This window comes from Clostridium omnivorum (assembly GCF_026012015.1).
Taxonomy (GTDB): Bacteria; Bacillota; Clostridia; order Clostridiales; family Clostridiaceae; genus Clostridium_AX; species Clostridium_AX omnivorum.
In genome coordinates this window covers 357,044-383,571 of the sequence record NZ_BRXR01000001.1, presented here as the reverse complement: position 1 = coordinate 383,571, position 26,528 = coordinate 357,044, and the positions used below count along the sequence as shown (strand labels likewise).

The following is a 26,528-nucleotide window of genomic DNA, read 5'->3' as shown; positions in this document are numbered from 1 at the left end:
TAAATCCTAGTTTATTTTATGTACTATTAAAATAAATAAGTACAAGAAGGAGTATTAAAATTTAAACTAACTAAGTTTTATAAATTTAAATCATTACCTTTTGTTACAGTATGTAGAGAGACTAGTGAGGCGTTTAATTCACCGCCGAGAATTATGATATTTGAAACGAAAAAGAGCCATAATAGAAGAATAAGTACAGCACCTATACTTCCATACACTACTGAATACCTGCCAAAGTTATTTACATAGAAGGAAAAGGCGATAGATACTGAAGCAAGTCCTAAAGTAGAAAATAATGAACCTGGTATGGCTTCCCAAAAGTTTAATCTTTTACTTGGAGCATAGGTATAAAGTGCTGTAAAAATAAAAATAGCTGTAAATACTACTATTGTGTATCTTAGTAATAGCCATAAGGATGTTAGTTTTGCTAGAATACTAAAGTTATATGTTAGAGCACGCCAAATAACATTTCCAAGTACAAGCAGTATACCCATAATGATAATAACAAATACCATGCCTAAAGTACATAAAAGTGAAATCACTCTAACCTTTATATAAGAACGGCTTTCTTTTACTCCATAGGCTTTATTTATTCCCTTAATTACTCCATTAAAACCAGAAGATGCTGACCAAAGGGTAAAGATTAAGCTTAAAGATAAAATCGAACCGCTTTTAGCATTATTTAGCTCAATAACAGTGTATTTTATTAGGTTATATATTTCCTGCGGTATTAGGTTGCTAAGTCCAATCAATATTTCTAATTTATTTAAAGATGTGTATCCTATAATAGTCATTAGGAAAATTATAAATGGGAAAAAAGACAGCACGAGCTTATACGCTAGCTGATAAGCAAGTGCAGGAACATCATCTTTATTAAATCTCTGTATTAAATCAAGGATAAGATTTTTCATTCTTATTATTTAAAGCCTTTCTAATTATTATATAAGTAGTAACTCTTATATTCTCATTCTATGCTTTAATGGACAAAACATTAACGAATTATAAATTTAATATAAAATTAGTTATTATATAGATACCGTTAAAAAGACAATCTTCAGAAGCACTAAAGTTTGGAGAATGGAGAGGTTCTATGCCTATACTATTTTCTGCAATCCCAAGCCTAAAGTGAACTGAAGGAACTTTTTCAGCAAAAAATGAGAAGTCTTCTGCAGCAAAGGTCTTTTCCAAAGGAAGCACCTTATCATTACCAATAAGAGTCTTTGTAACTTCAATAAACTTTTTTGTTAATAAGTTATCACTTATTACAGGTGGATACTGAAGATTATAATTTATATCTACTGAGCAGTCAAATTTTTCTGCGCTTAAATTAGCTGTGTGTATAACATCTTGATGCAGTTTAGTTCTAAGTGTATTATCAAAGGTTCTAACAGTACCCATTATTTTGCAGTTGTCAGCAATAACATTTGGCGCACTTCCACATTGTATGGATGCAAAAGTTATTACATGAGAGTTTAAAGGGTCTACCTCAATTCTAGATTTTATTCCCATTGTTTCAATGAAGTCCAAGGCAGGGTAAATAGGGTTTTTACAAAGGTTAGGCATAGCAGCGTGGCCACCTTTCCCTTTGAAATTTATATGGAAGTCATCTACTGATGCCATTGAGGGACCGCTTGTAACTTCAATAGTACCTACCTTTACATTAGGCCAAACATGAAATCCAATCATCTGAGTTACCTTTGGAGATTCAAGTACACCTTCATTTATCATAGGAAGTGCACCGCCTTCTGCTTCTTCGGCAGGTTGAAATATAAATTTAACACACTTTTTATAACCAATTTTTTTAAGTGCAAGTGCAGTGCCAAGTGCTACAGCCATATGAAAATCATGGCCGCAAGCGTGAGAGACCCCATTTACAGGTAGTGCATCTATGTCTGCTCTAATAGCTATGCAGTCCTCGCCGCAGTTCAAGGTAGCAACTACTCCAGTATTAGCCATTGATTTAGTATCTAAACCTAAGTGGTTTAGAAATTCTAGTATTATTTTTTGGGTATTATGTTCTTCATAGCTCAATTCTGCATTATCATGCAGCTTCTGTCTGAGCTCCTTAACAATTTCTATATTTTCTTCAATTATACCTTTAATATTCAAATTACCACCGCCTATCAAAATTAATGATAATTAAAATTAACCTATCGTATGATGCGATAGGTTAGTTTATGTCAAATTAGTATATTTAATTTACTTATGCAGTGATTTCTTTAAAAACATCTTCTAGTAATTTTAAAGCCTCATCTAATTCGGGGATAGTTACGTTAAGTGGAGGAAGCAATCTAACAACATCTGCTCCAGCTGTTACAACTAAAAGACCATTTTTAAAGCAAGCATTCATAAATTCCTTAGGGCTTGTTTTTAAGCTAATACCTATTAGAAGTCCCATTCCTTTTACTTCGTTTATTACCCCATACTTATCCTTTAAGCTGTTCAACTTTTCTTTTAAATAAGCACTTTTCTCATCGATTGATGCGATAACTCCGCCGTCAGTTAGCTCAGTAAGCACAGCTGTTCCAACTGCTGAACCTAGAGGGTTTCCACCAAAGGTACTGCCGTGATCTCCTGGAACAAGAGCCTTTGAAGCCTTTTCATTTGTTATAAAAGCACCTATTGGAAAGCCGCCTCCTAATGCTTTAGCTATTGATATTACATCAGGAATAACTCCAAATTTTTTATAGGCAAATAGGCTTCCGAGTCTACCCATACCACATTGAATTTCATCAAATATTAATAGAGCATCAAATTTATCACATAGCACTCTGGCTGTTTCTAGAAATTTAACATCAGCGGGGTTAATTCCGCCTTCACCTTGAATTGGTTCAATGATAATGCCGCATACATTCTCATCAAAATTTTTCTTAAGATCTTCTATATCATTAAATTTTACTTCTTTTACTCCGCTTATTAAAGGTCTAAAATCATTTTGATATTTAGGTTGTCCTGTTACTGATAGAGCACCAAAAGTTCTTCCGTGGAAAGAGTTATCCATGTAAAGAAGAATGTTTTTATTTAAATTACCACTTAGCTTTCCGTGTTTCCTTGCAACCTTTAAAGCTCCTTCAACAGCTTCTGTACCACTGTTACAGAAAAATACCTTACTATGGTCTGAATTTTTAATAAGTATTTCTGCAAGTTTCGAATGCTCAGTATTCCAGTAATAATTTGATATATGCATAAGCTTTGAACTCTGCTCAGTAATTGCTTTAATTATTGCAGGATGGCTGTGCCCTAAACAGTTAGTAGCTACACCTGATACAAAGTCTATATATTCTTTTCCGTTTATATCATATATTTTTGAACCTATACCTTTTTCGAAAGTAACATCAAATCTTCCATAAGTATTCATTATATTATCTTTTGACATTGATTAACACCTCTCCTTGCTATTATTTTAGTACCATTTTCTGTAGTTATGTTAAGTAATAAACTGTGCTTTACTCTGCCATCAATTAAGTGAACACTTTTAGTACCTTTATCTAAAGCGTCAACACAACATTCAAGCTTTGGAATCATTCCTCCGCTTATAATTCCAGAGTCAGTATAATCTTTAATCTCGTCTATAGTAATGGATGGAAGTAAACTGGAAGGGTCCTTTATATCCATATATACTCCATCTATATCTGTCAGAATCATTAATTTTTCAGCCTTTAGAATACCGCTAATAAAAGAGGCTGCATAGTCTGCATTAATATTATAGCTGTTTCCTTCTGCATCACAACCAATAGGGGAGATGACTGGAATATAGTCATTATCAAGCAGGCCTAATATGGCTTCTTTATTAATACTTGTAACTTCTCCAACAAAGCCTATATCTATTTTTCTATCATTATCATAAACAAACTTTTTCTTAGCTTTAATTAAATTGCTATCCTTACCACTTATTCCAATTGCCTTTAAGCCTTTTCTGCTTAAATTGCAAGACAATCTTTTATTAACATTACCTGAGAGTACCATCTCTACTATCTCCATAGTAGCAGCATCTGTAACTCTAAGACCTTTTACAAATCTATTTTCTATGTTTGTCCTTTTTAGCCACTTAGAAATTTCAGGGCCTCCACCATGTATAATAACTACTCTTATACCTATGTTGGTTAGAAATAATAAATCTTCCACGAAGGCATTTTGAGCTTCTTCGTTATCCATTATGCTTCCGCCATATTTTATAACGAAGGTTTTTCCTCTTAATTTGTTAATTTGTAAAATAGTTTCAATGTTTAAGTAGTTAGTTTGGGTTTCCATCTCAATCCTCCAATTTAGTTTATAATGCAGGAATAATTATACTCCTAGCGTTATAATTATTCAATAATTTTATTGATTTTTTTATAGATTTATTGCATAATATTTTTTAGTAATAAAATAATGGATAAACGGGGTGAAGACATGATTAAAGCAGGTATAATGGGAGCAACAGGTTATGCTGGTGAGATGTTAGCATGGATCTTGTATAAGCATCCAGAAGTTGAGGTTGATTTTTATAACTCACATAATTATGCAAATTTTCAGTTAAATCAATTATATGGCAATTATAATGGTTTTATAGAAGATAAGTGTGTTGATTTGGAAGAAGCTATGGCAAGGATAGATAATATTGATGTGTTATTTATTGCGCTTCCAAATGGAAAATCCTTTGAATTAACTAAAAAGGCATTAGCACAAGGAGTAAAAGTTATTGATTTAGGTGCAGATTATAGACTTAATTCAAAAGATGAATACGAAGAATGGTATGGTATTAAACATGAACTGCCACCTCTTTTGGAGAATGCAGTGTATGGAATTACTGAGCTTAAAAGAGATGAGATACAAAAGAGTAATTTGATAGCTAATCCAGGTTGTTATCCTACTGCTACAATTTTAGGCTTAGCACCACTTTTAAAAAATAAATTAATTGAAACAAGTTCAGTTATTGTAGATGCAAAATCTGGTGTATCAGGTGCTGGTAGGTCAGCAAATATAAGTTCTCTATTTACTGAGTGCAATGAATCTATAAAGGCTTATGGGGTAGCGACACATAGGCATACTCCTGAAATTGAACAAGAGTTAAGCAAATTGGCAGAGGAAAAGCTTTTTATTTCCTTTACTCCTCATCTAGTACCTATGAATAGAGGAATATTATCTACATGTTATAGTAATTTAAAAAAATCATTATCAACTGAGGAGATTCTTGAAATATATAAGGATTTTTATAAGGATAGTTATTTTGTAAAGATAACTGATGGAATTCCTGAAACTAGATGGGTTAAGGGATCAAATTTATGCCATATAAGTGCAAGAGTAGATCCTCGTACTAATAGAGTAATAGTTATTTCAGCTATAGATAACCTTGTAAAAGGGGCTGCGGGTCAGGCAGTACAAAACATGAATGTTATGTTTGGATTTAAGGAGACAGCTGGATTGGATTTTATAGCTATGGCTCCATAAAAGAATGTGTATAAATATTTAGTTAAATTGTAATATTCTGATAATAACCATGTGTAAAATTCATTTAAATTATCACGGAATAATGCAAAAAAAAGTATTGTATTTTTAAACGAAACAAAGTATAATTATTCGCAGACAAGAGATTTTGAGCACAGCCGCAGGTGGCGGCTGCTTAAAATCAAATGACTTTCATTAATATGTTTAAGAATAGCAATTTAGCAATGTGCTTTTTTATTATTCTGCTGAAAGTTATAGGACTTGTCTTTTTTTATTGTAAAAATATGTACTGGGGGTAGATCGATGGAAAAAATGACCTTTGTGGTTAGAATGGCTAGAGAAGAGGACATTCCTCAAATTAAAGAGGTGGCAAAGGAAGCCTTTAGTTTATATACTGAAGGTGCTGGAATTACAGCTATTGTTGGTACTCTTGAAGAAACTTGTGAAGGTATAAAAAGAGATATAGAAACTAAATTGGTTTTTGTAGCATTACAGGGAGATAAAATAATAGGCAGTGTAAGGGTTGAAGTTAAATCCGATAATACAGCTTATTTAAGCAGATTTGGAGTAAGTGGAGCGTATCAAAACAATGGAGTAGGTAAAATACTTATAAATGCAGTTGATAATGCTATGAAAAAGCTTGGTGTAACACACTTATATCTTCATACAGCATCTAGAATGTTGTCACTTGTTAGATTTTATTACGGAAGAGGATTCTATATTGAATCAACCACTAAGGATAGGGGCTATATAAGGGCCTTGCTTTGTAAAGAGTATACAAATACAGAGAGTAAATCAGAACCAAACTGTGATAATCTTGCAGCAGTTTAGCTATATACATAATTGTTTGGTGTATTTTGAAACAAACCCTATTAATTTAAAGGAGTGAATTATTTTATTTATTAAAAAAGGATTGAATATAAATCAATCAAGATAAATCCACAAATTCTTATGGTATAAGAATTTGTGGATTTTTTATCTTCTTGACTGTAAAATATAAAACGGCTATATTAGTTAATAAAATAACGATTTTCTATGGAGTGATGAATATGGTGTCTGATTATCCAAAGTTTATATATAATGCATGGAAGAACTTTACTGAAACTGGAGTGCTCGTTCCAGGAGTAAAACAAGAAATAGGTGAGTCTTGGCAGAGATGTAGAAAATATTCGGTTGATTATAATAATGGGAGAGGTAACGATAGATTTAAGGTACCTGTTGAAGCCAAAATTCAAGAGAATATTCAACTTGTAGCTGTTGCACATTCCATAATGGAAAACATATACGGAATTGTTGAGGGGTCTGGCTTTTCACTATTCCTATCAGATAAAGATGGTTACATTATCGATGTAATTGGCGATGAAAGAATAATGGATAAAGCAGAAAAGTTAAACTTCGTAAAAGGAGCTTTATGGACAGAAGAAGCAGTAGGAACTAATGCTATAGGAACTGCTATTTTTTTGAATAAACCTGTACAAACAATAGGAGCTGAGCATTATGGAAAACATCAGCATTCATGGACATGTTCTGCGGCGCCAATTCATGATGAGGACGGTAATTTGATTGGGTGCATTAATATGTCGGGAGACTATAATGAAGCACATATCCATACCTTGGGAATAGTAATTTCAGCTGCACAATATATACAAAAGCAGCTTGCATTATCTGTTTCTTATAATCTTTTAAATATAACTTTTGATTCCGTTACTGAAGGTATGATTGTATTAGATGAAAATTTAAATATCAAGAGAATAAATGATAGAGCATGCAATATTTTAGAAATTAGCATAGGTGAGGCATTAAAAACTGATATAAGAAAATTAGTTAAAAATATTAATTTTAATGACCTAATGAATTCGGAAGGAAAGTCGTACAACAATTTAGAATTGGATTTCCATATAAAAAACAATATTATTAAATGCATAATAAATGCTGTACCAATGCAAGCTGGCAATAAGTCTGTGGGTATAGTAATAACGTTTAGAGAAGCACAGTATGTTCACAGATTAGTAAATCAGATGGTGGGATATAAGGCTTCCTACAAATTTGAGGATTTCATTACTGAAAATAATCGAATGAAGGATATTATTAAGTATGCAGAAAAAGCTGCTAAAAGTGATTGCAATATACTTATTGAAGGTGAAAGCGGAACTGGAAAAGAAGTTATTGCACAGTCCATTCATAATTCCAGCAAAAGATATTTTGGCCCTTTTGTAGCAGTTAACTGTGCTTCTATACCGAGGGAACTGGTAGAGAGTGAATTATTTGGATATGATCGCGGTGCATTTACTGGAGCGAGTAAAGAGGGACACCCAGGAAAGTTTGAGTTAGCTGATGGAGGAACTATCTTTTTAGATGAAATTGGTGAATTACCTTTAGATATTCAATCAAAGCTGCTAAGAGTGCTTGATAATAATAGAATTTCAAGAGTAGGAGGAACTTACGAGAAACAATTAGATGTAAGAGTGATTTGTGCAACAAATAGAGACCTAAAGGAAGAAATTAAAAATAGAAGCTTTAGGGAGGATTTGTTCTATAGATTGAATGTAGTTAACATTAAAACAATACCTCTAAGAGATAGAAAAGATGATATAGAAGCTATAACTTATAACTTTATTAGTAAGTTAAATCTAAAGAATGAAAATAAGGATAAAAGGCTGAATTCAGATTATATAAACCATCTTAAGGCTTATGAGTGGCCGGGTAATGTTAGAGAATTAAGGAATGTGGTAGAAAGAGATTACTATTTAAGTGAATCTGTAGATATCTTATCTCCTACCCAGCTTGAAAAAAGTATTCAGTTAAATAGTGAAGAAGCTGAAGAGCAAGGTGTTATTACTATGCAGGTGCTAGAAAGAGAAAACATAGAAAAGGCTCTGCAGTGTTGTAAAGGAAATATAGTTGCAGCAGCAAAGCAGCTAAATATAAGCAGAGCTACTTTGTATAGAAAGATTAAAAAATATAATATTAACAATGTTTAAATATTAGTGTGTCATTTTGAGAGTGATAATTTGTAAAGTCTCAAAATGACACACTAATTTTTGTATCATTTTGAGACTGCTTTTTTGTAATTGCCTATATTCCATAAGAAAATGTTTGGCATGAATGTTGCTTTATAAAAATGTGAAGAAATTAACAACGATGTTAATTAAATAACATGATGGAGGAATATTTATGAAAGCAGCATTATGGTATGGAAAAAGAGATGTAAGAGTAGAAGAAATTGAAAATCCTAAAGTTTTACCAGGTACAGTTAAAATTAAAGTTAAATGGTGTGGAATATGCGGATCGGATCTTCACGAGTATTTAGGAGGTCCTATATTCATTCCAGTAGGACAACCTCACCCTTTAAGTAAAAATACAGCTCCTGTAGTACTAGGACATGAGTTTTCTGGAGAGGTAGTAGAAGTTGGCAAGGGAGCAGATAAGTTTAAAGTAGGGGATAGAGTTACTGTAGAGCCTATTGTAGCCTGTGGAAAATGTCCAGCCTGCAGAGAAGGAAAGTATAATCTATGTTCATCCTTAGGATTCCATGGATTATGTGGCAGCGGAGGAGGACTTGCTGAATACACTGTGTTCTCAGAAGAGTTTGTACACAAAATACCAGATAATATGTCTTATGAACAAGCTGCTCTTATAGAGCCAATGGCAGTGGCACTTCACTCTATAAGAATGGCAAATTTTAAAACTGGAGATACAGCAATAGTTTTGGGTTCCGGGCCAATAGGACTTGCGACAATTGAATGTTTAAAGGCTGCTGGTGCAAAGCTAGTAGTAGTTCTACAGAGAAAATCAATAAGACAAGAATATGCAAAAAGAGCAGGCGCAGATTTAGTACTAGATCCAAACCAAGTAGATATAGTTGAAGAGGTTAAAAAATATACTGACGGAGTTGGAGTTGATGCAGCTTTTGAAACAACAGGAGCTCAAATTGGTTTTGATATTGGATTAAGCAGTTTAAAATATGAAGGAACTTTGGTAGTAACTAGCATTTGGGAGGAAGGGGTTAGCTTTAATCCTAATGTGCTTGTATTTACAGAAAAGAAGATAGTTGGAACTTTAGCATATAGACATGAATTTCCTGCTACTATAGCTCAAATGAGTGATGGCAGAATAAAGGCTGAGGGTTATATAACTGAAAGAATACTGTTAGACGATATTGTAGAAAAAGGCTTTGGTGCTCTAACAGGACCAGAAAAGAAAAAGCATGTAAAAATACTTGTGACACCAGATAAATCACTTTTATAATAATATGATTTTTTATAGTAACACTTTTTAGTGAATTCAAATATAAAATATTTGAATAGATAATTGACAAAAAAAAATACTATACCTATAATTGAAATGTATAGTAATGCAAATGATTACTGTAAAAAACTTCATATTGGTGAATGATAATTATTGGAGATATCCTATTAAGGATAACCGTAGGAGAAAGGAATAAAACAAGCTTTATGTTTATTCTGAAGCTCTCAGGTTTTTTACAATAATTTGACACGCCCCTGGAGAGACCACTTAAATGTGGCATCAAAGGAGTAACTTGATTTATTAAGGAAGCTTTCAGATAAAAGGACAGGGTGTAAAAGGCGGTATTTTTCTACGCTTTTTACGCCTTGTTCTTTTGTTTTGCACAAGTATCAATGATTAAAAGCTTTAAAATCATGGAAATGGCACGGTTAAGTTGCCCCGTGTTCCAAGTTATAAGGAGGATGACTATGTATAAAATAGTAGGAAAGAGATTATTAGCACCACAGATTTACTTAATGGATGTAGAAGCGCCAAGAGTAGCAAAGTCAGCAAATCCAGGGCAGTTCTTAATAGTTAAAATGGATGAAAAAGGTGAAAGAATTCCACTAACTATTTGTGACTATGATGAAGAAAAAGGCACAGTAACAATTGTTTTTCAAACTCTAGGAACATCAACTAAGCAGATGGCAAACTATGAAGTAGGGGATTATTTTTCTGATTTTGTTGGACCACTAGGCCAGCCATCAGAAATGGTACACGAAAATTTGGAAGATTTGAAGGATAAGAATGTGATATTCATAGCAGGAGGAGTAGGTACTGCTCCAGTATATCCTCAGGTTAAATGGCTTCACCAAAGAGGAATTAATGCAGATGTTATTATAGGAGCTAAATCAAAGGAATACGTTATTCTAGAAGAAGAAATGAAAGCAGCTGCAGGCAATTTATATGTAGCTACTGATGATGGTTCCTATGGCTTTAAAGGCATGGTAACTAATCTTTTAGAAAAACTAGTTAAAGAAGAAGGAAAGAAGTATGATTTAGTAGTAGCTATAGGGCCTATGATAATGATGAAATTTGTAGCAAAGCTTACTAAAGAGTTAGAAATTCATACTATAGTAAGCATGAATCCAATAATGGTAGATGGAACAGGAATGTGCGGAGCATGCAGGGTAACTGTTGGAGGCGAAACTAAATTTGCCTGTGTAGATGGTCCTGAATTTGACGGACACCTTATAGATTTTGACGAAGCTATGAGAAGACAAGCAATGTATAAAACTGAAGAAGCAAAGAAGCAGTACAGAGAACAGGAAAAGCATGAAGGACATGAAGGTGGCTGTGGTTGCTGCGGCAAATAGTTAAATATTTATATATAAGAATTTAATTAGTTAAGAAATATTCTAATGCTAAGAGTTGGAAAATGTTAGAGAAATAGCAGGAGGTTATTATTGATGGATAGAATGAAAAGAACACCCATAGCAGAGCAAGATCCCAAAGTAAGAGCTACAAACTTTAAAGAGGTTTGTTTAGGATATACAGAAGAAGAAGCAAAGCAGGAAGCAGCTAGATGTTTAAATTGTAAAAAGCCATTGTGTGTTACTGAGTGCCCTGTAACTATATCAATACCTAAGTTTATTGAGCAGGTTAAGGAAGGTAATTTTGAAGAGGCAGCAAAAATTATATCAAAATCTAGTGCGCTGCCAGCAGTATGTGGAAGAGTATGCCCACAAGAAGTTCAATGTGAAGGAAAGTGTATACTAGGCATAAAAGGAGAACCTATAGCTATAGGAAAGCTTGAAAGATTTGTTGCTGACTGGTCAAGAGAGCACAATGTTGATTTGTCAGAAGCTGCAGAAAAGAAGGGCAAAAAGGTAGCCGTTATAGGCAGTGGTCCTGCAGGACTTACCTGTGCAGGAGATTTAGCTAGAATGGGCTATGATATAACTATATTTGAAGCTCTTCATGAACCAGGCGGAGTATTAGTATATGGAATTCCAGAGTTTAGACTTCCAAAGGATTCAGTAGTAAAGCATGAAATAGAAAATGTTAAAAAGCTGGGCGTAAAAATAGAAACTAACGTAATCATAGGAAGAACTATAACTATAGATCAGCTTTTAGAAGAAGAGGGCTTTGATGCAATATTTATAGGTTCAGGAGCAGGACTTCCTAAGTTCATGGGAATACCAGGAGAGAACTCAAATGGAGTATTTTCAGCTAATGAATTCCTAACAAGAAATAACTTGATGAAAGCCTTCAAGGAAGAATATGCAACACCAATAAGAGTAGGTGAAAAGGTAGCTGTAGTTGGTGGAGGAAATGTAGCAATGGATGCTGCAAGAACAGCGTTAAGACTTGGAGCAGAAGTGCATGTAGTTTATAGACGTTCAGAAGAAGAGCTTCCAGCAAGAGTAGAAGAAGTACACCATGCAAAGGAAGAAGGAGTAATCTTCGATATGCTTACAAACCCAACAGAGATACTAGCAGATGAAAAGGGCTGGGTAAAGGGCATGAAGTGTGTAAAAATGGAGCTTGGCGAGCCAGATGCTTCAGGAAGAAGAAGACCAGTAGAGGTTAAGGATTCTGAGTTTGTAATGGAGCTAGATACAGTAATAATGTCACTTGGAACTTCACCAAACCCATTAATATCAACAACTACAAAGGGTTTAAGTGTGGATAAGAGAAAATGTATAATAGCACAGGAAGAAACAGGAGAAACCACAAAAGAAAAAGTATATGCTGGAGGGGATGCTGTAACAGGCGCAGCTACAGTTATACTTGCCATGGGAGCAGGAAAAAAGGCTGCCAAGGCCATTGATGAATTCTTAAGCAAATAAGTTATAGAAAGCACAGTATTAGTCGTAGATTAAATACTGTGCTTTTTTATTTGGTTTGTAGAATAAAAGGAGGTGAAATAATATATTGCCTTTATGGCAATGAAAATTTTGGTACTACTAGGAATTCTAAAGGTAGACTTGCGAAACAAACCTATTAGGGGTCTTGTGGTAAATTACTTGAATTTGCATCAAGCTGCTAAATGGAAATTCCTATGACTGATTTTTTCTATAAAGAATTGAGAAAAAGAACTAGAAAATAAGATAGTGTTATATTTGACTTAAGCTAAACGGAACATTTGAGGGGTATAATAAGAAATATAAATTTTGTAAGAGTAACATAAAACGCAAATAATTTTTGTGGTAGTTAATAGTATTATTCAATAGTGATAAGATTAAAGTTAAATCAGGAGAGTGGATGAAAATACTATGTTCAATAGGTTCTGAAAAAGAGCATCAAGTAATAAATGTATTCAAAAATCACAAGATTGTTGAATAGACAGGTAATGGGAACCTACATTTTTAATTATGAGCCTAGTAGAAAGCTTAAAACTTAGGGATTAGGCATACTATAGCTCATATTAATTTATTGTGAAAATTCCTAAGGGGGTGGCGGAGCTATCCCTCTATTTATTTAATGTATATATCAGTTCACTAATAGTAGCAATGCAATACTTATTTGATATGCCATAACTTAGGTGTTATGATACAATAATATAAGAAATAAATCCCTGTAGTTACATTATTAGTAGTTATTAAACAATGCCTATAATAAGATAATGGAGATGAGTATATGGCAAGCAAGTTAAGCTTAGAGTTAAAAAATATACTTGGAAAGGGTGCATTTTCTGAGATTGGACATCCAACCGGATTTTACTGGAATAGGGATAGAACAAGGTTTGCCATAGCAAGCTCTTTTGGCTATATTCAGTGGTCAGCCAGAGGAATGACTACGAGGATGCGATTAAGATATAGAGTTAGTATATATGAAACTAAGAATATAAAAAGATTAGCAGTATTGGATGATTTACATTATCCAATTAATGATATAGCATTTCATCAACATTTAAATCTAGTAGCTATTGCAACGGGGTGTTATGATGGAGGATACTTTTTCGAAGGTGATTTAGTTGCGTGGGACTATAAGGATAATAAACATAGATCACTTCTCCAGGAATCTCGAGAGGTAGTTAAGTGTAGCTTTGAGGATGAGGGGGATACACTAAGCTTTATAATCAAGCCAGCAACCGAGGAAGATGAGGATGGGAATAGCATCGAAGATAAACTTTATGGGTATAAAACCAATAAGTATCTAGAGGGTAAAATAATATTAGAAGAGTCGGCAGAAATTACTTTAGATGAGGCAAAGGATTATGAGAAAGTGGCAATTATGAATGCCCTTGAAATTGAAAAGTTATTAAAGACACTCGCCTTAGAAAATAACAATTATTATGAGGAGAGAATGCTAATATGGGATTTAATATGGAGAAATTCAGATGAAATAATCTGCACAGGAAGTAAGTTTGCTCTAGAGTTATGGAATACGAGGGGAGAAAAGAAATTACACATTGATGAAGTTGAGAATGGTGTACAGCTATTTATGGTACCTAATGGAGAAAAAGTGCTGATAAACGTAAATAACTATAATAATTTATTAGACATGAAATTATCTCAAGGGTCAAGTATACATGAAGTTGAGATTGAATCTAGAAAGCTGACAAAGAGAGTATCAAAGGATTATCCTCTTAGTTTAAGTTTATCATCAGAAGGGTACTTTCTTGCGAGAAATTGTGATTGCATGCGAAGTAAGAAGAAAAGCGTAGCAAGTGACTTCATTCTTGATAACAATTTAAATCAAATTGAAAGTTATTATTTTGGATACTATGATTTTATTAATAACTATATACAGATTAATGGAAAGCCAGAATTGTTTTTTATTCAGGGTACCCCAAAAGAGAGTCACGAAAATCAGTGGGTATGTACTATAAATCCTATAACTAAAATTATAAGAAGGCTTTTTCCTTTAGAATGGAATGAAAAACGTAACTATCACCTATTTAGTGATGGAGGATGCTATTGTGAAGATGAGTTAGGAGAAGCTTTAGTTCTAGCTACAAGAATTTACAATGGACGTGGCAATGGGGATACAATTCTAATGAGGAGAGATCTTAAAAAGGGCAATCTAACTTGGGAGGCTATTTTTAAGAGCCAAATTACAGCGCTTGTTTTTAGTAAGGAACATTCATCCATTATATTTGCACTAAGTGAAGGAAAGATAGGAGCAATATCCAGTATTAATGGGCTGATTGAGTTTATGGACGAAGTTACTATAGATGGAGTTCCAAGTGTAATAATGTCCTTAAGTTATTATAATGGGAACATTGCAGGCGGAACTGTAGATGGAATGATAATGCATTATAAGATATGAATATGGAGTTGGGTAAAATGAGAGAACAGAGAGCTATAATAATACCTATTAACGTGTGGCAAGATCCACAAGGTGATATTGTGTTAAATACGTCCGAAAGAGAATGCATGGTATTCTTTGGGTGCTGGGATGAACAAGGTGATCCAGCTAATTATCTGGGAAAAATATCATTTAAGAACTGTTGGGCTTCTAAATATACGCATTCACAGTTCCTACCATATAAAATTTATGGAGACAAAGCTCATTCGTACATATTAAAGATAGAAAACTCTACATGGTTGAGAGACTTAATCGATGAAAAAAGAGGATTATATCCTGGTGATATTCATATTGGGCTTTCATGGAATAAGAAAGAGTATATTCATTTTGTAGTTCAGGGGTAATGCTTACATAGATATTATCGCTACAGAATTTAATATAGAGATTATTCCTAGAGAGCGTGCTGGAAATTTAGTTAGATTAATTGATGAGGCATAGTTGTATTTATAACAAATATTATAGGAGAGTAGGAAATGAAGGAAACTAGTATTTATGTGAAAAAGTTGATAGGGATAGAAAATTTAAATAACATAAAGGCTGAAGAGATACTTGAGCAAGTAAGTACCAATTTATATGAAAAGAGCAATTATCAAATTAGAGATAATGATATATTTGATAATTTGCCAATAATCATAAAAGATACTATTCTACTAATTGATTTTGATACTGAACTCAATATGAACGGTATTTTAGGCTTTTTAGAAAACTCAACCGGATTATATCTAGATGACACTATGGAAGCCTTAGAAAGAATAGGAGCAACTGAAGATTATGAAATATTAAGAGAGATAAAAGGTATAATGCTTAGATATAACCTCGATACGAAAAAGATGCGAAGCAATGTTAATAAAGGAATAGAGCATGAAATAACAAATTTTTTGAGAACTCATGGACAGGAATATCATCAAATGGCAGAAGAAATAAGCATTGCTGCAGATGATTTATATCTTTATCATAATGAACGAAATATATTTAAAAATTTGACTGTATATGTGGATTTGAATAAAGATAACCTGATAAATGAGATATCGAAATAAGAAAACTTGCAAGTTTTTTGTCTAGATAATTGGATAAGATAGGATTACCATATAATTGGTGATGGATTTAAATGCTCTAGTAAAAATAATTTGAATTACTTTTATATAACATAGATATGATGATAAGGGGAATAGCAATGTGGAAAGAATTTATTAGAAATTTATCTGATGAATATGAATTTCAGGAACCAGCAAATGAAAAAGAAATAATTGAGGCGGAAGAACAGCTTGGTGTAAGGTTACCAGATGATTTAAGGAAATTACTAAAGGAGTCTAACGGAATATTAGGTGAATATCGTATTAGCTTAATTTGGGACATTAAAAGAATAGTACAAGATAATTTAAGTTTTAGAAATTCGAGCGATTTTAAGGAATTATACATGCCTTTTGACTGCCTATTGTTTTTTGCTGATGCAGGGAATGGTGATCAATTTGCATATACAATACTCAATGGGATGATAAGCAAGGACGACATATATGTTTGGAACCACGAAGATGATAGTAGAACGTGGGTTACATCATCTTTAAAATGGTTTATTGATGGCTGGTCAAGTGGACAAATTAGCATCTAATACATATTAGGTGGTGGGGTTATGAAAGAAAAATTAAGTAAAAACGAATTGATAGAGATTGTGAAAAGAATTATTAATGTAGAAGGAACCGAAGAAGAAATTGATGAGATGATTGAAGTTTTTGAAAGAAATGTACCTCATCCAGCAGCATCAGATTTAATTTTCTACCCTGAAAAAGGTGAGGTAACTCCTGAAGAAATAGTTGAAGAAGCGCTAAATTATAAGGCAATTAGTTTATAACATAACTTAGTAAAGATGGGGTAGTTTGAGTATTAACAATTTCATATTATGCTATGAGTTAAGAAAAGGCTTTATAGCCAAGAGTAAGCTAATATTTTCCGTGAAGAGGACGAAAGAAGGTGGTCATAATATGATTAAAAAAATTATGGAGATAATTGCAAACAGCAATAAATCGAAACAGATAAAGGGAGATAATCTGGTAAGCTTGCAGCAAGCTAATAATATAAAGAATACAAGGCTTATCGAGCTGCTTAATGACAATATTAAATTGTCAGAAATTCCAGATGTCTTTCAACTATTACTTAGTAGTGATGAAAATATAAGGCTGCAGGCTGCTGAAGTTCTTAACCATGTTATGAGTGCTTTAAGCCCTACTAGGTTGATTAAAGTAGATAAAATATTTAGAGAAAGAAGCTCCTATGACTGGCAGTATGATTGGAGAAATAAAAATCCTAAAGAATTGTTTCATCCTTTAATGTCAGAAGAGGAGAAGGTTTCAATATTAGGGCTGAGTAGTTTTCACCCAAATGGATATTTTAGAGAAAAGGCAATAATAGCCCTTTCGGATATGAAAACTGGTGGTGCAGTACCTTATCTCTTAATTAGAACAAATGATTGGGTAAGACCAGTAAGAAGTATCTCAAAAGAGCAACTACTGAGATATATAACGTCTGAATATGCTGCGTATTTTGTAAGTAACCTACCGTTAGTATTAAGGCTGAAAGAATGTTCAAGAGATGAACATATTGATATCGTAGATGCAGTTGTATCAATTATATCTAGCGTAGAAGGCTCTCATATACTAATAAGTGGGCTACAGACAGCTGATCCAAAGATAAGGTTAGCTTGCTATAAAATAATTCTCCAAACAAAAGTGGCGAACAATAGAACTATTATAAATCATTTAATAAAAGATACTAATCCATACAATAGGCTGTTTGTACTTAGGAATATAAGACCAGAAATAACACAGGATGAGTTTCTTGATATTTCACAATTATTACTTCATGACAAGTTTGCTCAAATCAGGATTTTTGCCCTTGAATTATTGTATTCTTTTATGCCTGAAGAAGCTATAACTATACTAGAAAAAAGCTTGTTCGATAATAATCAGTCAGTAAGGGAACTGTCACGATATTTACTCTTAAAACATAACAAATATGATTTTGCAGCAATATACCGTGATGCAATACAGAAAAATGAGAGCTTATACCCTAGTATTTGTGGACTTGGAGAGACAGGGAACATAAATGATTCAGAGACTATAATTAAATTTATGGGATCTGATGTTGTTAAGATAGTAAAGGCTTCTATTAATGCATTAGCTAGATTAGATATACAAGGATATAAAGAGGAAATAATTATATACTTAAATGATGATAGAGCTGGTATATCTAAGACTGCTAGAAGGGTCCTAAGTAAAGAGATTAATGCAGGTGATGCAGATACTATATATAGAATATTTAAGAAAGCCACTTATGATTATGTAAAGATTAACTCCTGTATTCTTTTATGCTCATTAAGTAAATGGAATGCTATTAGATATATTATTGAATTTTGTGCAGATGAAAATGAATATATTTCATTACTTGGGCAAAGTGCACTTGAATGTTGGAAACTAAGGTATAATCAATCTTTTACAACACCTAGCAGTAACCAGATAAAGGAGATAAGAGGTGTCTTAGAGTACTTTGGAAAGGCAATTAAAGAAAGTGACAGGGATTTTATTAAATTTTGCACTATAGAGTTTAATTAATTGGATGAGTAACAAAAATGGGAATATGGGTGTATATAAATTTTCAAACAATAGTGTTATGGTTTGTAAATGTTAACCCATTCGTAATTGATTAACTAGAAATAGAATGAAAAATAAAGGGATGAGTACGTGCCTTGTATCTATGATTTTAAAAAGGGATTTGTGGAAACGGAACTTTATAGTATGGAATTTATTAAGCAAAAGAATACTGGAATTGTTTTGGATTTGAGAGAGCTTGGAAAAATTCACTGGTTAAAAGATTTTAAGGAATTATGTGCATATTTAGAAGAGATGGATCTGAATGTAAAACAGCGAGACGTTGTATAAAAGTAGAGTAATTAACAACATATTGACAAATAAAACAAAAGGTTATACAATGTGAACATAGTTCATATTGTATAACCTTCTGTTTTATATTTTTTTATTACGAAATGAACAATGTTCATGGTTTTTATATAAATTATAAAATAAAAATTCTAATTAAATGTAGGAGTGATATAATGGATACTTTAGAAAAGTTTAAATTAGGAGTACCTAAAAGAGTATTATTTTTTGCAGCAGCATTAGTATGGGGATTTGCTTCTTATAGGATACTTAGTATGGGTATTGTAGATGCAATAATTAAATCAAAAAACTATTTATTAAATGTACCTATAGGGTTAATTATATTTTACCTTTTTTCAAAAAATGTTTTTCATAAGATGTATTTAAAGCATACAAAAAGGATAATAAATGGAAAGATTGAACGACCATGTATATTTTCTTTCTTTGATTTTAAAGGGTATGCAATCATGGCTTTTATGATAACAGGGGGAATTACACTTAGACGGTCAAATTTAATACCACCAGTTTACCTAGGGACATTTTTTATAGGATTAGGTTTATCACTTTTATTGGCAGCAGTTTTCTTTTTATATAGTGGAGTAAAATATGCTGAAATAAAAGAAAAATATTACATTGAAAAGGTGGAAGCAGCTATATAAGAAAAGTAAGAGGCAAGAGGTAATAGGTAAGAAGTATAAATGAAAATTTATAAAAACTCCATGAGTTTTCTCCATAACTCTTACCTCTTCACTTTTACTTTTTATTTCTTACATTTTACTTCCTCTTGGACTCTTTCCACTTTTGTACATATTCTTCTAATATTTTGTGTAGATAACTTCCAATTTCAGAGTAGGCCTCATCATTCAGGTTTGCAAGGGATATCCTTATAGACCATTCAGGACCATAAAAACCTCCGCCACTAAGTAGTACTATAGAGGATTCTTCTGCTAGGCGATAAAGTATATCTACTGGCTTGTAGTTCTTTTCAAGAAAATTTGCAAATTCATTTCCATAATAGTGATTTGCCCATTCTAAAAGGTCAAATTCAGTATAGTAGGCAGCATCATTCGGGTCAGCTGTTAGCTGCAATCCAAGGCTGTCAAAAAGAAGCTTTTGCCTTCTATGGCATATATCTATAGTTAGCTGTTTGTAATTGTTGTTTTTGTCTAGTAATGCAAATAAACAGAAAAACGCCATTTGAACCTGCTGTGGAGTAGAGAGACCAGCTGTATGATTTAATGCTACTTGTCGGCTGTCGGCTACTATTCTATCTAAAAAGGGGATGCTTTCAGGAGTAGGGGAAAGTGCTTCATAACGCTTACCTAACTCCTCTTTTTTATCTTCAGGAAGTTCTTTTATTAGCTTGTCAAAAATATTTTCTTCATATAGTGCTATGGTTCCAAGTCTCCAGCCTGTTACACCAAAGTACTTAGAAAAAGAATAAACACCAATACTATTGTAGGGCAAATCTGCTACTAGTGACCTAAAGTTATTTACAAAGGTACCGTATACATCATCAGATATTATCATAAGATTTGGATTTTGAGTTTTTACAATATCAACTAAGGCATTCCTAACAGAGGAACTCATGGCAACAGAAGGGGGGTTGCTGGGGTTTACTAAAAATAGTGCTTTAATACTCTTATCTCGTAATTTATCTAGTTCTTCCTTAGGATATTGCCAAGTATGAGTTCCATCATCCTTAGTTTCTGTAGCCCTAATTTTTATTACATCAAAATTGTATCGAGGTAGAAGAGGAATTTCTAAATACGGAGTAAAAATAGGTGTCATTAGTGCTATTTTATCTCCTCTGTACAGAAGTTCATTTGCTATTAAAGAATCAAATATATAGCACATAGCTGCGGTGGCGCCTTCTACAGCGTATAGTTTAAATTTACCTGTTGGAGGTTTATTGTAGCAAAGCTCTTTTATTAGGTAATCATGAACCACGCTTTCAATATGGATAAGCATACTATCTGGTACAGGATAGTTGTCTCCTATAATGCCATCAGTAAGTTCAAAAATCCAACTATCAGCATCAAAGCCTTTAACATCAATACCATAATGCAGAATATTTCTTAGAAGATCTATTCCGGGCATATGTTGATGGGTGTTTAAATAATCTTTAAAACGATTTGCAATGCCTTGCTTACGAGGCATACCTGCCAAATCCTTATTTGGCCAAGTTAATCTAGTCTCTTCTACTGCAAAAAGTCCAAAAGTAAAAAAGGCTTCTCTGGGGGTTGCAGCAGTCCAGTTAGGATTTCCTCTACCTGCATCTAAAAGTGTCCGAGCACTTTTTAATTTTTGCCCTTCAGCAAGCTTTATCAATCTATTTTTAAACTCAAATGGACTTATTTTTCCATAAATTTTTTCTAATTCTTCTTTTTGTACATTATGCATTGTAATTTTTCCCCTTTCTATTATTGACACCTTGGATATTTATAAAAATTGATTTGTATTAGTTTTTCCATGTGTCTATGGTCATATTCTTTAATAAAAAATAAATATTAAAAAATGTAAAAATAATTGTGTAAAAAGTCAAAAAAGTATTTACTTTTCTGCAGTAAATGACGATAATTTACATGTGAAGTGTTTTTTAAACATAAATTTAGCTAAATATTTAATGTTAATAAATAAAAATGAGGTGACTAAATGTTTAAGTTCAAAAAGAATGAGAATGTAATGAGTACGTCACTAGAGGTTAATAATAATGTCAAAGAAGTTGCTTGCAGCAAGCAAAATAATGCTTTAGGTCTATTAAAGCATAATCAAGCTTGTATAGTAGACAGGCTTGGTGAAAAAATTCTGGAGACTGGTTTTGCCACTGAAAATTTAATCTCATTAACTCATGACATAGCAAATCATGTTGAAATTCAAATGGAATCTATTGAAAAGGTTGTAGGTGAAATAAGCAATTATTCTGCATTAGCTGAAGAAGTTTTTGCAAGTACAGAAAATTCTAAGCAAATTGCTGAACAAACCATGGATATAGCAAAGGATGGAAGTAAGGCTGTAGATAAATCCATAAGAGCTATGAGTGAAATTGAAATATCTGTTGAGAATGCCAAAAAAGTGGTTAATGATTTAAGCACTAAAGCAGCCCATATTAATGAAATGCTTGCAATAATTAAGGATATAGCAAACCACACAAATCTATTATCTTTGAATGCTTCTATTGAAGCTGCTAGGGCAGGTGAAGCTGGTAGAGGCTTTGCCGTAGTTGCACAGGAAGTTAAAAATCTTGCTCAGAGAAGTGCTGAATCTGCTGGACAGATTTCTAATACAATTAATGAGATTAATCTAAGTGTATTAGAAACTATGGAAGCTATGAACAGTAGTATGAAAAAGGTAGTAGAAGGAACAGAAATAGCCAATGGGACAAAACAAGTTTTTGATAATATAATAAATGCTGTTAACACAACTAGCAATGTAGCTGAAGAAATAAATACAGCAGTATCAAGACAAACTGAAAGTCTTGAAAGTATAATTTCCTCTACAGAGGATATGCACAAAAGCTCAGAGCGAGTAATGGCGATGGTAGAAACAGCATCATTAAATACACAGTATACTAAGACATCGCTAAATATTCTTTCAAATGTTTCAAATGATTTGCAAAGTATATCTTCAAAGCTACTAGACTCTATTGCCACAGAAACAAAAGAAGATTCAGTTCTAAAGACTTATATAAGTGAGCCTCCACTAGGTTATGATCCACAGCTAGCTTTTGATACGCAGAGTGCTCAAATTTTATATAATATTCATGGTGGTCTTCTGCTAATCAGCTCTACAGGTGAAATAACCCCAGGTATAGCTAAAAGCTGGCATGTAGAGGATGACAATCTTACTTGGGTATTTAATCTAAGAAAAGGTGCAAAGTTCCATAACGGAAGGGAAATAACAGCTGAAGATGTAAAGTATTCCTATGAAAGATTACTAAGTCCTGCATTGAAATCTCCCTGCAGCTGGTTTTTAGAGCAAGTTGATGGCGCAGAGGAATATACTAAGGGAATAACAAAGGATGTACGAGGAATAAGAGTTTTAGATAGGTATAGAGTTTCAGTAAAATTAACTTGTCCATATAGTGGATTTCTTTTAAATCTTGGACAATATGTATGTTCAATAATAGCGAAAGAAGATGTTACAAAAGGAAAGCTTACTGGCTGCGGTCCATATATACTTGAAAGCGCAGAAAAGGATCATTGTGTTTTAACTGCATTTAAGGATTATTTTGGCGGAGCTCCATATGTAGATAAAATAATAATATACTTTGATGGCGCTAAAGCTTCAGAAAACTTTTTAAATAAAGAATGCGATTTTATTACTCTAGACAATAAAAAGCAAATAGAAGAGCTATCAAAAGCCAATATAAAAGATATTAAATATATGAGTGTAATGGGAACTTACTATGCAGGGTTCAATTTGCGTTCAAATTCAGTTTTTGTTAAGGATAGTGAAATTAAAAAGGCCTTTAACTTAGCTGTAAACAAAAAGAAAATAATAGAGGAAATATTGGGAGGACTTGGAGAAGAAGCAAAGGGACCAATGCCTTCTAATATGGTAGAGAACTCTTATTTACAAGGATTCCAGTACAATCCTAAAGCTGCAAAAGAAATAATAAACAGAAAATCACATATTATAGGGAATTCAAAACTAAGAGTACTTGTAAGAGAGGAAAGCAGTGATACAACCTTTAACAGAATTACTCAATATATTATTAATGATTTAAAGGCGGTAGGTATTGAGTGTGCTCTTGAGAAGGCTACACCAGAAAATTATTTAAAGCCTGAATCAATCAATAGAAGTGACTTGTTTGTAAGTAGGTGGATATCAGATACTGGAGATATGGACAACTTCCTTCAGCCAATGTTTAATCCAGCTAACTTTACTGATTTTACAGGTTACACTAATTCTGAGGTTACAGAAAAGATGGATAGGGCTAAAGAGATAGTAAACCCTCAAAAGAGGATTGAAATGTATAAGGATATTCAGAGAACTATAGTAGATGATACTCCTTGGTTATACCTATACCATCCACAACTTGGTTATGTGTCAAGGGAAGGGGTAATAGGAGTAAGAGTTAGTCCACTTGGTATAGTTAGATATGAAGATATAATCGTTGAAAAAAATTAAATAAGCAAGTGCTGTCTTTTAGAAAAAGGCAGCACTTTTTTGGTAACTAAAAATTATATAATAATTTTTTTATAGTAACAAAGTAAAAATTGTAATATTAATGTTATAATGTAAGATATGGCCTATAATAATTGTTTTTATAAATGTATTGCACGTAGATTGGGGGATATTATGGAAGATGGAAGAATATTTGGGGTTTATAGAGGACTTCCTAAAAGTATATACGTACTTTTCGTCGTAAGAATTGTAAATGCCTTAGGAGCTTTTGTAGGACCATTTTTGACAATGTTCTTATCAGATAAGATTGGCCTTAGCAGTGAAGTAATTGGAGTATTTATTATGCTTAATTCTTTTGCTAGCTTGCCAGGGGCAATGATAGGTGGGAAAATTGCTGATAGCCTTGGCAGAAAAAGAGTACTTACCATATTTCAATCCTTAGCAGCCTTGTGTTTTGTACCATGTGCTTTTTTAGGATATTCAATAGCAATACCATTCTTATTAGTATTTGCAACTTTTTTTAACTCCATAGCACAACCAGCCTATGGGGCTATGATTGCAGATCTTACTAACACTGAAAATAGAAACAGTGCTTACTCACTTTTATATCTAGGAAATAACTTAGGTTTTTCTGTTGGACCAATGATTGCAGGCTTTTTATACAGTCATTATTTAAAGATGATTTTTATTGGAAATAGTATTGCAGTATTTACTTCTATTTTTATAATATATAAGTTTATAAAAGAGACAAAGCCAGATAAAGAAGCTGAAGTTTTAATTGCAAATGAAAATGAAAAAGTAGAAGAGGGAAGCTTATTTAGTGCCCTATTTAAAAGACCTCTTTTAATGTCTTTTGCGTTATTGTCAGTAATTTATAGTTTCGTATATGCTCAATATCCATTTTGCATACCACTGCAAATGAAAGAAATATTTAAAAGTAATAGTTCTGTTATATATGGATATATAATGGCTACCAATGGAGTTACAGTTATACTTCTTACTACTGTTTTAACTAAAATAACAAGGAAGTTATCTGCTATCCAAAATGTGGCTTTGGCAGGAGTTTTTTATGGTATAGGCTTTGGCATGATGTACTTTATACATACCTTTCCTTTGTTCATTGTGGCCACTGTGTTATGGACTATAGGGGAAATATTCCAGAGTACTAATTCTGGGGTATATATTGCAAATCATACACCAATGTCTCATAGAGGAAGGTTTAATGCTGTAATACCATTAATTACAGGTTCAGGCTTTGCATTTGGACCACTACTTATGGGCATTTATATAAAAAATAGGAGAGTTATAGACGCATGGCCGGTGACTTCTATTTTATCCATTTCTGCAGCAATACTATTTTATATTCTTTATATTAGGGAGAGAAGAAAAGTACGTGAAGATTAATTTATAAATTTAGATTTTACAAAATAAGAGGAATTATATGAAAAAGTTATTAAATATTATTTTAATTCTAATATTGTCTCTTAATTTAAGTGCATGTGGGACAAGCAAAGCTACCTATAGCAGTAATAATGAAACAAAAGAAGAGGCTCTACCACAGGCTGCAAATGAGGATGAAAAGAGAAATAATGAAAGCAGTGAACAAGATAAAGCTGTTATAAGACATGCAGATATTTATGCAAAGCAGCAGCAAAATTCAAATAACACTGAAGCAAAAGATAACAATTCCAATACATTAACTACTCCAGTACAGAAAAATACAAAGCCAGAAGTTACGCAGAATCCACAGCAATCTGAAGTAAGTAAGCTTGATACAAGATACAACGAATGGGGTAATATAAGAAATTCAAATCATACAACTCCTGGTATTCCATCAATTATTAAGCCTTGGGTCGGCAAATATAATGTTATTTTTACGGGTGATACTTCAAGAAAAATAATTTATTTTACTTTTGATGCTGGTGGAGAAACAGGATATGCAAATCAAATAATGGATACATTATGTAAACATGGGATTAAAGCTACCTTTTTTGTGACACTACCTTATATAACTAAGAATCCTGATATTGTGAGAAGAATGGTAAAAGAAGGGCATGCTGTTGCCAATCATACAGTTAATCACCTAGGCTTGCCTAATCTTACTGATGAGAAAATTAAACAGGAGTATGAAGGTGTTGAAAAGGAGTTTGCAAAAGTAACAGGTTTATCAATGATGAAGTGTGTAAGACCTCCCATGGGGGCATATAGTGAAAAATCATTATGTGTTACAAAGCAGTTAGGATATAAAACTGTATTTTGGAGTATTGCTTATAGAGACTATGATATAAATAATCAGCCATCTCATGATGAAGCTATGTCAATAATACAAAATAACCACCACAATGGAGCAATCTTGCTACTGCATCTAGCTTCAAAAACCAATGCTGATACATTGGACGAGATGATTTCATTTTTAAAATCACAGGGATACAGCTTTGGTTTAATTTCTTAGTATAATTGTGGTATAATTTTCATGACTTACAAATGCTTTAAATAGAA

22 protein-coding genes and 1 riboswitch are annotated in these 26,528 nt (G+C 32.8%); of the genes, 17 read left to right on the top strand and 5 right to left on the bottom strand.

Features of this window, described 5'->3' with window-relative positions; translation table 11 throughout:
- Window positions 1-77: 77 nt before the first annotated feature.
- From bsdE14_RS01765 to argB, 4 genes are all read right to left on the bottom strand, one after another.
- The gene (locus tag bsdE14_RS01765) at window positions 78-911 is read right to left on the bottom strand and encodes a YihY/virulence factor BrkB family protein (protein WP_264848208.1); all 834 of its coding nucleotides are present in this window, start codon (window positions 909-911) and stop codon (window positions 78-80) included.
- A gap of 88 nt (window positions 912-999) precedes the next feature.
- Window positions 1,000-2,109 carry a M20 family metallopeptidase gene (locus tag bsdE14_RS01760; RefSeq protein WP_264848207.1) on the bottom strand — a complete coding sequence of 370 codons (1,110 nt, stop codon included), beginning with the start codon at window positions 2,107-2,109 and terminating at the stop codon, window positions 1,000-1,002.
- 94 nt (window positions 2,110-2,203) lie between these two features.
- Window positions 2,204-3,376 (bottom strand): aspartate aminotransferase family protein, encoded by a 1,173-nt coding sequence (locus bsdE14_RS01755; RefSeq protein ID WP_264848206.1) that lies wholly within the window; start codon window positions 3,374-3,376, stop codon window positions 2,204-2,206.
- The gene (gene argB, locus bsdE14_RS01750; RefSeq protein ID WP_264848205.1) at window positions 3,358-4,251 is read right to left on the bottom strand and encodes an acetylglutamate kinase; all 894 of its coding nucleotides are present in this window, start codon (window positions 4,249-4,251) and stop codon (window positions 3,358-3,360) included. Before argB ends, bsdE14_RS01755 begins: the two co-directional genes overlap by 19 nt.
- A 141-nt stretch (window positions 4,252-4,392) precedes the next feature.
- Between argB and argC the strand changes: the two genes are divergently transcribed.
- From argC to bsdE14_RS01680, 14 genes are all read left to right on the top strand, one after another.
- A complete protein-coding gene (argC, locus tag bsdE14_RS01745) occupies window positions 4,393-5,430 on the top strand; it encodes an N-acetyl-gamma-glutamyl-phosphate reductase (RefSeq protein ID WP_264852200.1) in 1,038 nt (345 codons plus the stop codon).
- Between the two features lie 300 nt (window positions 5,431-5,730).
- Window positions 5,731-6,258, top strand: a complete 528-nt coding sequence (locus tag bsdE14_RS01740) for a GNAT family N-acetyltransferase (protein ID WP_264848204.1) — start codon at window positions 5,731-5,733, stop codon at window positions 6,256-6,258.
- 221 nt (window positions 6,259-6,479) lie between these two features.
- Window positions 6,480-8,408 (top strand): sigma-54-dependent Fis family transcriptional regulator, encoded by a 1,929-nt coding sequence (locus bsdE14_RS01735; protein ID WP_264852199.1) that lies wholly within the window; start codon window positions 6,480-6,482, stop codon window positions 8,406-8,408.
- 193 nt (window positions 8,409-8,601) lie between these two features.
- Window positions 8,602-9,675, top strand: a complete 1,074-nt coding sequence (locus tag bsdE14_RS01730; RefSeq protein ID WP_264848203.1) for a 2,3-butanediol dehydrogenase — start codon at window positions 8,602-8,604, stop codon at window positions 9,673-9,675.
- A gap of 244 nt (window positions 9,676-9,919) precedes the next feature.
- Window positions 9,920-10,013, top strand: a riboswitch (glycine riboswitch).
- Between the two features lie 129 nt (window positions 10,014-10,142).
- Window positions 10,143-11,030, top strand: a complete 888-nt coding sequence (locus tag bsdE14_RS01725; RefSeq protein ID WP_264848202.1) for a sulfide/dihydroorotate dehydrogenase-like FAD/NAD-binding protein — start codon at window positions 10,143-10,145, stop codon at window positions 11,028-11,030.
- A gap of 93 nt (window positions 11,031-11,123) precedes the next feature.
- The gene (gene gltA, locus bsdE14_RS01720) at window positions 11,124-12,506 is read left to right on the top strand and encodes an NADPH-dependent glutamate synthase (protein ID WP_264848201.1); all 1,383 of its coding nucleotides are present in this window, start codon (window positions 11,124-11,126) and stop codon (window positions 12,504-12,506) included.
- A gap of 790 nt (window positions 12,507-13,296) precedes the next feature.
- Window positions 13,297-14,931, top strand: a complete 1,635-nt coding sequence (locus bsdE14_RS01715) for a hypothetical protein (RefSeq protein WP_264848200.1) — start codon at window positions 13,297-13,299, stop codon at window positions 14,929-14,931.
- Complete coding sequence (locus bsdE14_RS01710) at window positions 14,928-15,314, top strand: hypothetical protein (protein WP_264848199.1); 387 nt, start codon at window positions 14,928-14,930, stop codon at window positions 15,312-15,314. Before bsdE14_RS01715 ends, bsdE14_RS01710 begins: the two co-directional genes overlap by 4 nt.
- A 129-nt stretch (window positions 15,315-15,443) precedes the next feature.
- A complete protein-coding gene (locus bsdE14_RS01705) occupies window positions 15,444-16,007 on the top strand; it encodes a DMP19 family protein (RefSeq protein WP_264848198.1) in 564 nt (187 codons plus the stop codon).
- A 137-nt stretch (window positions 16,008-16,144) separates the two neighbouring features.
- Complete coding sequence (locus bsdE14_RS01700; protein ID WP_264848197.1) at window positions 16,145-16,579, top strand: SMI1/KNR4 family protein; 435 nt, start codon at window positions 16,145-16,147, stop codon at window positions 16,577-16,579.
- A gap of 21 nt (window positions 16,580-16,600) precedes the next feature.
- A complete protein-coding gene (locus bsdE14_RS01695) occupies window positions 16,601-16,819 on the top strand; it encodes a bacteriocin immunity protein (protein ID WP_264848195.1) in 219 nt (72 codons plus the stop codon).
- 130 nt (window positions 16,820-16,949) lie between these two features.
- On the top strand, window positions 16,950-18,575 hold the full coding sequence (locus bsdE14_RS01690) for a HEAT repeat domain-containing protein (protein ID WP_264848194.1): 1,626 nt from the start codon (window positions 16,950-16,952) through the stop codon (window positions 18,573-18,575).
- A 183-nt stretch (window positions 18,576-18,758) separates the two neighbouring features.
- On the top strand, window positions 18,759-18,902 hold the full coding sequence (locus tag bsdE14_RS01685) for a hypothetical protein (RefSeq protein ID WP_264848193.1): 144 nt from the start codon (window positions 18,759-18,761) through the stop codon (window positions 18,900-18,902).
- Between the two features lie 173 nt (window positions 18,903-19,075).
- Entirely contained in the window at window positions 19,076-19,558 is a 483-nt protein-coding gene (locus bsdE14_RS01680) for a hypothetical protein (protein ID WP_264848192.1), read from the top strand.
- A 115-nt stretch (window positions 19,559-19,673) separates the two neighbouring features.
- On the opposite strand, the gene aspD is transcribed toward bsdE14_RS01680, so the two are convergent.
- Entirely contained in the window at window positions 19,674-21,302 is a 1,629-nt protein-coding gene (aspD, locus tag bsdE14_RS01675) for an aspartate 4-decarboxylase (RefSeq protein WP_435382405.1), read from the bottom strand.
- A gap of 252 nt (window positions 21,303-21,554) precedes the next feature.
- Here aspD and bsdE14_RS01670 point away from each other — a divergent pair, with 252 nt between their 5' ends.
- The 3 genes from bsdE14_RS01670 (at window position 21,555) to bsdE14_RS01660 (ending at window position 26,481) form a co-directional block, all read left to right on the top strand.
- Complete coding sequence (locus tag bsdE14_RS01670; protein ID WP_264848191.1) at window positions 21,555-24,032, top strand: ABC transporter substrate-binding protein; 2,478 nt, start codon at window positions 21,555-21,557, stop codon at window positions 24,030-24,032.
- Between the two features lie 171 nt (window positions 24,033-24,203).
- A complete protein-coding gene (locus tag bsdE14_RS01665; RefSeq protein WP_264848190.1) occupies window positions 24,204-25,433 on the top strand; it encodes an MDR family MFS transporter in 1,230 nt (409 codons plus the stop codon).
- Between the two features lie 37 nt (window positions 25,434-25,470).
- Window positions 25,471-26,481, top strand: a complete 1,011-nt coding sequence (locus bsdE14_RS01660) for a polysaccharide deacetylase family protein (RefSeq protein ID WP_264848189.1) — start codon at window positions 25,471-25,473, stop codon at window positions 26,479-26,481.
- Window positions 26,482-26,528: the final 47 nt, after the last annotated feature.